8 protein-coding genes and 1 pseudogene are annotated in these 6625 nt (G+C 47.8%); 2 read left to right on the top strand and 7 right to left on the bottom strand.

Annotated elements, in window-relative coordinates; translation table 11 throughout:
• Positions 1-327: 327 nt before the first annotated feature.
• Complete coding sequence (locus QVP67_RS09580; protein ID WP_022163344.1) at positions 328-1314, bottom strand: hypothetical protein; 987 nt, start codon at positions 1312-1314, stop codon at positions 328-330.
• Positions 1315-1629: 315 nt separating this feature from the next.
• Positions 1630-1917: a hypothetical protein gene (locus QVP67_RS09585; protein WP_022163345.1), complete on the bottom strand. Its 288-nt coding sequence runs from the start codon at positions 1915-1917 to the stop codon at positions 1630-1632.
• 145 nt (positions 1918-2062) lie between these two features.
• On the opposite strand from QVP67_RS09585, the gene QVP67_RS09590 reads away from it, so the two are divergent.
• Entirely contained in the window at positions 2063-2911 is an 849-nt protein-coding gene (locus tag QVP67_RS09590) for an exodeoxyribonuclease X C-terminal domain-containing protein (RefSeq protein WP_022163346.1), read from the top strand.
• Positions 2912-2927: 16 nt separating this feature from the next.
• On the opposite strand, the gene ispF is transcribed toward QVP67_RS09590, so the two are convergent.
• Genes ispF through QVP67_RS09605 form a run of 3 tightly spaced genes read right to left on the bottom strand, consistent with a single transcriptional unit; the run spans position 2928 to position 4742 of the window.
• Positions 2928-3407 carry a 2-C-methyl-D-erythritol 2,4-cyclodiphosphate synthase gene (ispF, locus tag QVP67_RS09595; RefSeq protein WP_022163347.1) on the bottom strand — a complete coding sequence of 160 codons (480 nt, stop codon included), beginning with the start codon at positions 3405-3407 and terminating at the stop codon, positions 2928-2930.
• Between the two features lie 55 nt (positions 3408-3462).
• Positions 3463-4080: a fumarylacetoacetate hydrolase family protein gene (locus QVP67_RS09600; RefSeq protein WP_022163348.1), complete on the bottom strand. Its 618-nt coding sequence runs from the start codon at positions 4078-4080 to the stop codon at positions 3463-3465.
• Between the two features lie 2 nt (positions 4081-4082).
• Positions 4083-4742 carry a redox-sensing transcriptional repressor Rex gene (locus QVP67_RS09605; RefSeq protein WP_022163349.1) on the bottom strand — a complete coding sequence of 220 codons (660 nt, stop codon included), beginning with the start codon at positions 4740-4742 and terminating at the stop codon, positions 4083-4085.
• A gap of 180 nt (positions 4743-4922) precedes the next feature.
• Between QVP67_RS09605 and QVP67_RS09610 the strand changes: the two genes are divergently transcribed.
• Positions 4923-5270 (top strand): translation initiation factor, encoded by a 348-nt coding sequence (locus QVP67_RS09610; RefSeq protein ID WP_022163350.1) that lies wholly within the window; start codon positions 4923-4925, stop codon positions 5268-5270.
• Between the two features lie 64 nt (positions 5271-5334).
• Here QVP67_RS09610 and tsf read toward each other — a convergent pair whose 3' ends face one another.
• Together tsf and QVP67_RS09620 are read right to left on the bottom strand one after the other, a co-directional pair.
• On the bottom strand, positions 5335-6327 hold the full coding sequence (tsf, locus tag QVP67_RS09615; protein WP_022163351.1) for a translation elongation factor Ts: 993 nt from the start codon (positions 6325-6327) through the stop codon (positions 5335-5337).
• Between the two features lie 131 nt (positions 6328-6458).
• Positions 6459-6625, bottom strand: a pseudogene (locus QVP67_RS09620) (30S ribosomal protein S2); the annotation flags it as partial.

Consider the following 6625-nt stretch of genomic DNA (forward strand, 5'->3'; position numbering starts at 1 on the left):
CTGCCCGGGTCGGCAGTGGCTTCCGTCGTGAGGCCTCGCCGACGGTGTGCCTGTCCTCCCCCGAACCGACAGTGCAAAGTTAAGTCGGCAGGCAGGCAAAAGCAAGAAAAGGACATCTACAGCGCATTTTCTACTACACACTGATAATCAAACGTTTAAATCAATCTACATCTCTACAAGCATTCATCCGGAAAGGGGGTACGGCGGTAGAGCAGGCAACGACAATCTCTACAACCGGAGATGGTAACGTGCTGATAATGAAGGGCAGATAGGAAAGGGATCTCTACCAAAGGAGGCAGTAATGGGGGGATTGGTCAGATGATGCCCTTACACCCCACAAATCACCATATCCAGCGTCTCGCCACGGCTGAACAGGTCGGCATCCGCCTGCAACAGGCGTTTCTTCAAACGGAACTTCTGCTGCGAAACGGACGACGGGGAAACGGCTATGAACGCGGCAACCTGCGCATTGCTGAAACGCAGACGGATGAGCAGACAAAGCTGCTGGTCGGCAGGCGTCAGCGTGGGAAAACGTTGCAGCAAGCGGGTGGTAAAACCGCTATACACACGGTCGGTCAAGCGGCGCAGATAGTCCCAGTCGGCATCGGTCAGGAAACGGGGAGCCTCGTGCAAGCGTGCCACCACCTCGTCGCGCGCCACCAGCGTGGACGAAAGCGACTGCACCTGGTCGTCGAGGCGGCGCAGACGGTCGCCCTGTGCCTTCAGCAGTTCCAAGTCGGGCGGTAAGGGGCGGTTTTCGAAGACCTTCAGCCGACCGTGCAACCCCTCGTTCTCATCGCGCAGCTCGTCGTTGCGCTTCATCAGACTCTTCAGGGCGGTCTCGATGTCCTCGCGCATCTCGTCGGTCAGCGGCATGTCGGCCAGGCAGGCTTCCAGCTCGGCCATTTCGCGCTCGATGCTGTGGAGGTCGTTCTCGTTCTCATTGAGGCGTACCATATAACGGCGATATTTCTTGTCCTTCAGATGGCGGTCCACCATCACATTTATCCAGATCAGGGCCAGTATCAGCAGAAAACTCAGCGAATACGAAATGAGCTGCGTCTTTCCGTCGGACGGAGCCACACGGACGCGCTTCCCGCCCGTAGCCTCCTTGCTTTGGTTGTAGGCCCGGTGCAGTTCGGCAATCTGACCGACAGCCTGCGCACTGTCCATCGCTCCGGCCTGCGCCAGCGAATCGGCACGGCAAAGGGTCTGTTCGTATTTCAGCATGATTTCGTTGGCCGGCTTGGCACAACCCGACAGTCCCGCTATCAGGGCGAGAACAAAAACGCATTTAAGGTATCGCATCAGCATGTGTGTATTTCATTTAATCGGACAAAAATAGCATAACTTTCGGACATAGGGAGCGTTTGACAAAAGTTTCTTTCATTTATCACGTTTCATTACCATCCGGTCAACAGCACCGGCAAGCAAGAAATCCTCCCCTCCATCCCCCGTCAGAACATATTCTGGCAAGGGGGTACCTAAGTATACGACTGAGATGGCCTAAGTATACGACTGAGGGTATCTAAGTATACGACTGAGGGTGCCTCGGTATACGACCATGATTGCCTAATCTATTATTGCAATTAAAAAGGATATTGATATATACATTTTTCTCAGCTATTGCTATCCATGCAGAACACGTCGTTTCCGCATGTCCTCCCGCACCAGTTCCGCCTCCGTAGGCGACAGTTTGGGCAGCTTCACTGTCTGCGGACTCTCCTGCTGGTAAGCCTTCACTTCGTCGATAAGCAGTTGCCAGTCGTACAGGAATTCTTCCGAACAGCCATGGCGGCGGTATATCTCTTTGGCTGCCTCCAGAATCTCGGGAGCGCAACTGTCATCCCCTTGGAAAACCACTGCGGGGATGTCGTGATGTATGCAGTCTCTTAGTAAACGTACTTGATCTTTCATTGCAGAATTCTTTTCTATTTTCAGTATTGCAACTTTCACCAATTTAACCCTTTGGCAAGGGGAATACAAAGATAAAGGGTATTTTCCAAAAGGTATTGCATAATAGCCGAAAAATCCGTATATTTGAGGAAACGAAGCAACGGTTATGGCTAACCCGAACATTCCGGGCATTCCCCGGACCGAACAAGACCTGCTGTATCAGAAACTAAGCGTTTACAACAGCGGAAGAACTTCTTACAAAGAAGTAGGAGCCTATCTTGTGGCATTGCCCCGTTACGAACACCCTGCATACTCACTGTGGATTTATTCGCCACTTCCCGAGCATCAATCCATCTTCTACATCTGCGACCTCTCCGAAGATGTGCACGATTCGCTGCGCATAGCCAGTACGCTCTGTTTCTATTCCCAGCGACCGCTCTACATTGTAGAATACAATGCCAAAAGGATGCAAAGCAAAGGCGACGACCTTGTCTTTTTCGGAAAATATCGGGGACACTTTCTGCACGAGGTACTACGCATCGACCCGGCTTACCTGTCGTGGATTGCTTTCAAGTTCGAACCACGCATCCCCAAGCAGGAACGCTTTGTACAGATAGCCCGCATATATCATTCAGTCCACCTCGATGTGCAACGGCGAAAAAGCCAGCAACAAAGCAGAAGCAGTTTTCTAGGAAAAGAAGGAGACAAAGTAGAAAATCTGAAACTGACTGTCCAGAGTGTACACATCGAAGACAATCCCTACAAGACGCAAGTCATAAAGGGCATTCCACACTTCTACGTCAGACAAATGCTAAAGCTGAAAGATGCTGCCGGCAACCTCGTTACCCTGCGTATCAATGCACGGACAGCCAGTACACAGTCGTGTCTGCTCCCTGCCCTGGAACACGCCTATCAGCCGGGCGAAACAGTAGAAATCGCCTCGGCACGGATAGCCCGTACTTATCTGATAGGGAACATAAAATGTACGAGGCTCAATTATGTAAAGCTGCGATAGAAGCTTGCAGATGCTTTCACACTTTCTCAATCAGCACCGTAGCATAAGCCGAGATACCTTCTTCACGCCCGGTGAAACCAAGTTTTTCTGTGGTTGTAGCCTTGATAGATACATCATCTTCATCTACCCCCATCACCGATGCAAGCGTACGCTGCATCTCGGGAATATGTGCCTTTAACTTAGGCCGTTCGGCGCAAACCGTAGCATCAATGTTACCGACAGTATAGCCTTTGGTAGCAATCAGTTCAACGGTTTTCTTCAAAAGGATTTTGCTGTCGATACCCGCAAACTCGCCTGCTGTATCAGGGAAATGATAACCGATATCACGCATATTGGCCGCCCCCAACAAGGCATCACAAATGGCATGAATCAGCACATCGGCATCGCTATGTCCCAGCAGCCCTTTCTCATGTTCCAGCCGGATACCTCCCAGCCAAAGCTCGCGTCCCTCGACCAGCCGATGGACATCGAAACCAAAACCTACACGTATCTTCATAAGCTTTCTTATAAAACAATATAAACTACAACTGTTCTTCCTGCCACTTTCACAGTTATCGGATGTGGAAATCAAGCAGTTTTTCTTCGCCCAGATATCCTTGCAAATGTTGTCCGATCCTTACCGGTCCCACTCCCGCAGGCGTACCCGTAAAGAGCAGATCACCAATTTTAAGCGTCATGAAACGACTGACATAAGCAATAATATCGTCCACGCGGAATAACATATCGGCCGTATTTCCACGCTGTACCTCCTTGCCATCTATATCAAGATGAAAGTCCAGATTCTGCACATCCCCACCTGCCTGCTCCAAGGAGATAAAGTCGCCTATTGCAGCCGAATTATCAAATCCCTTACACAGTTCCCAAGGATTGCCCGCCTCACGGAACTTACGCTGAAGGTCGCGGGCCGTAAAATCGATACCGACCGTCACTGCGTCGTAATAACGACGGGCAAAACGTGGAGCAATATGCTTGCCCAATCGGCAGATACGTACTACAACTTCCGTTTCATAATGCACCTCGTTCGAAAAGTCAGGCAAAAAGAAAGGCTTGCCGTCCTTCAGTATCGCCGAATCAGGTTTCAGGAAGATAACCGGCTCACTATTCACAGCCGTATGTCCCAATTCCTCGTTATGACGGGCATAATTCATGCCCACAGCCAAAATCTTCATGACTAAATATGTTCAAAATTCAATCGGTTAAACATTACCGCCAGATGGGCGTACAGTGAAGTATTCTGCACCACAATATGCTCGGGCACCCGGATACGGAACGGAGTAAAGTTCCACACAGCCTTGATGCCTCCCTCCACCATTTTGTCGGTAATCTGTTGAGCTATCTCAATGGGAACAGTCAGCACACCAATATTGACATCGTACTCCGACATCTTCTGTTCAAACTCATCGGTATGATAAATAGGAATACCGTTCAGCTGTGTTCCTACCAGATCAGGATTCACATCGAATGCCGCCACAATCTCCAATCCGAAATGGTTCAAACCGGAATCGTGCAGCAAGGCTCCTCCCAAGCTGCCTACACCAAACAGAAAAGCCTTATGCAAATTGGTAAAACCCAGAAAATCTTCTAATACAGCAATCAAAGTATCAATGTCATAGCCTACCCGTGTGCGGCCAGAGATATTGACATACGACAAGTCCTTGGCTATCTGAGATGCATCGATATTGATTTCTTTGGATATTTGCGTAGAAGAAACAAAACGTTCTCCTTTCTTTTTCAACAGCTTGACATTAGAAAGATACCACGGGAGACGGCGCAAGGTTGGCTCCGGCACTTTCATGCTACTCTTATGTTGAATTGCCCGGTTCGTGGTCATTCTCTTCAATTATTTAGGTTACAATAGACAAAAGTAGTCTTTTTTCTGTAAACGCTTGGCGATAGTTAACATAATTTCTACAAAACTTTTGACTGCATTGCAAGACTCCATGCAAAACATTATTTTTGCCTGTCGAAATCAAGGAACAGACATACACATATCCTATATATCAAGCATATTATGAAAAAGAACGATTGGAAAGACCGACTCAATGTAGTATACTCCACTAACCCTGACTTCCAATACGAAATGGAAGAAAACATCGAAGAGCAAACCTTGCCACCCGCACAACAACGCCTGCGCGTGCAACTGGACCGCAAGAACCGGGGAGGAAAAGTGGTGACCCTGATAACTGGATTTACCGGTACAGAAGACGACCTAAAAGAACTGGGACGGATGCTGAAAAGCAAATGCGGTGTAGGAGGTAGTGCCAAAGACGGCGAAATCATAGTACAAGGTGATTTCAAACAGAAGATTATCGAACTGCTGAAAAAGGAAGGATATACCCAGACAAAGCCAGTAGGATAAAAAAGAGCGGCAACTACAGAATAAACCGTAGTTGCCGCCTTCATAAATATATTAAAGGAAATAATTATTCAGCACGCAAAGTGAAACGCTTGAAGTCGATAACCTTCAGTTCAGGATCAGCTTCTTTCAACACTTCTCTTACTGTCTTCTTAGGATCCATTACATCCTCCTGGTTCAACAGACAAACTTCCTTCAGGAACTTGCCCAGACGACCTTTAGCGATGTTCTGAATCATCTGCTCGGGCAGGTTAGCAGCCTTCTCAGCAGATACAGTAGCGATGATTTCCTTTGCCTTAGCAACATCTTCTGCTGTAATCCAGCCCTTAGACATGTTGCTTTCCATGTGGTCTTCGCTATCTACGTGAGCAGGATTGATACCGGCTTTCTTCAGAGCAGCTTCAACAGCCTTCTGTACTTGCTCAGCCTTTGTCTTCTCGATAGCCACTTCGATTTCTTTCTGCTTGATTTCTTCAGATACACCGTCTTCGTCGATTGCAATCGGGTTCATAGCTGCAATCTGCATGGCAACCTGCTTACCCAGTTGTTCGTCTACTTTCTTATTGAAAGCAACGATAGTGCAAAGACCGTTCTTATTCATGTGGTTGTAAACAACAGTATCAGCACCTTCTACTGTCATGTAACCGTCAAGTTCCATCTTCTCGCCTGTGATACCACTGCGGTCTGTTACAGCTTGAGCTACAGTTACGTCACCCAGTTGCAGAGCTTTTACTTCATCCAAAGTCTTGCACTTGTTGGCAACAGCAAGATCCAGAATATCCTGAGTCAGTTTAACGAAGTCAGCATTCTGTGCAACGAAGTCAGTCTCGCATTTCAAAGCGATAACTACAGCAAAGTCGCCAGTAGTCTTAGCCAAAACGCAACCTTCTGAAGCTTCACGGTCGGAACGTTTAGCAGCTACAGCTTGACCCTTTTCGCGGATAATCTTCATAGCCTTGTCGAAATCGCCTTCAGCGTCATTCAAGGCATTCTTGCAGTCCATCATACCAGCACCGGTCATTTTACGGAGCTTGGTTATATCAGCCATTGTTACAGCCATAATTTCTTCTATCTATTTAAAAGTTAATAATACTCTGTGTTATAAAGCAATTGAGAGCTGAGAACAGAGAATTGAGAATTGCCGTTTAAAGTAACTCTCAACTTTCAATTCTCAACTCTCAAGTATATAATTTAAGCCTCTTCGTCTTCTTTCATGAAGGCAGCAGCCTTAGATGCGTTGATGGCATCTTCGTCAGACTTGTCAAGGCGAGCTTTAGTAGCTTTCTTCTTGCCTTTGTTAGCAGGAGCTTCACCAGCAGCTTCCATATCAACCTTCTCTGCCTTACGCTCTTCCAAAC

The organism is Bacteroides sp. CAG:633 (genome assembly GCF_000435115.1).
Lineage (GTDB): Bacteria > Bacteroidota > Bacteroidia > Bacteroidales > Bacteroidaceae > Bacteroides > Bacteroides ndongoniae.

What these genes read in the sequence shown, in the direction of transcription:
- QVP67_RS09580 (WP_022163344.1), bottom strand. Translation starts at nt 1,314, where the DNA reads ATGCTGATGCGATACCTTAAATGCGTTTTTGTTCTCGCCCTGATAGCG.
- QVP67_RS09585 (WP_022163345.1), bottom strand. Translation starts at nt 1,917, where the DNA reads ATGAAAGATCAAGTACGTTTACTAAGAGACTGCATACATCACGACATC.
- QVP67_RS09590 (WP_022163346.1), top strand. Translation starts at nt 2,063, where the DNA reads ATGGCTAACCCGAACATTCCGGGCATTCCCCGGACCGAACAAGACCTG.
- ispF (WP_022163347.1), bottom strand. Translation starts at nt 3,407, where the DNA reads ATGAAGATACGTGTAGGTTTTGGTTTCGATGTCCATCGGCTGGTCGAG.
- QVP67_RS09600 (WP_022163348.1), bottom strand. Translation starts at nt 4,080, where the DNA reads ATGAAGATTTTGGCTGTGGGCATGAATTATGCCCGTCATAACGAGGAA.
- QVP67_RS09605 (WP_022163349.1), bottom strand. Translation starts at nt 4,742, where the DNA reads ATGACCACGAACCGGGCAATTCAACATAAGAGTAGCATGAAAGTGCCG.
- QVP67_RS09610 (WP_022163350.1), top strand. Translation starts at nt 4,923, where the DNA reads ATGAAAAAGAACGATTGGAAAGACCGACTCAATGTAGTATACTCCACT.
- tsf (WP_022163351.1), bottom strand. Translation starts at nt 6,327, where the DNA reads ATGGCTGTAACAATGGCTGATATAACCAAGCTCCGTAAAATGACCGGT.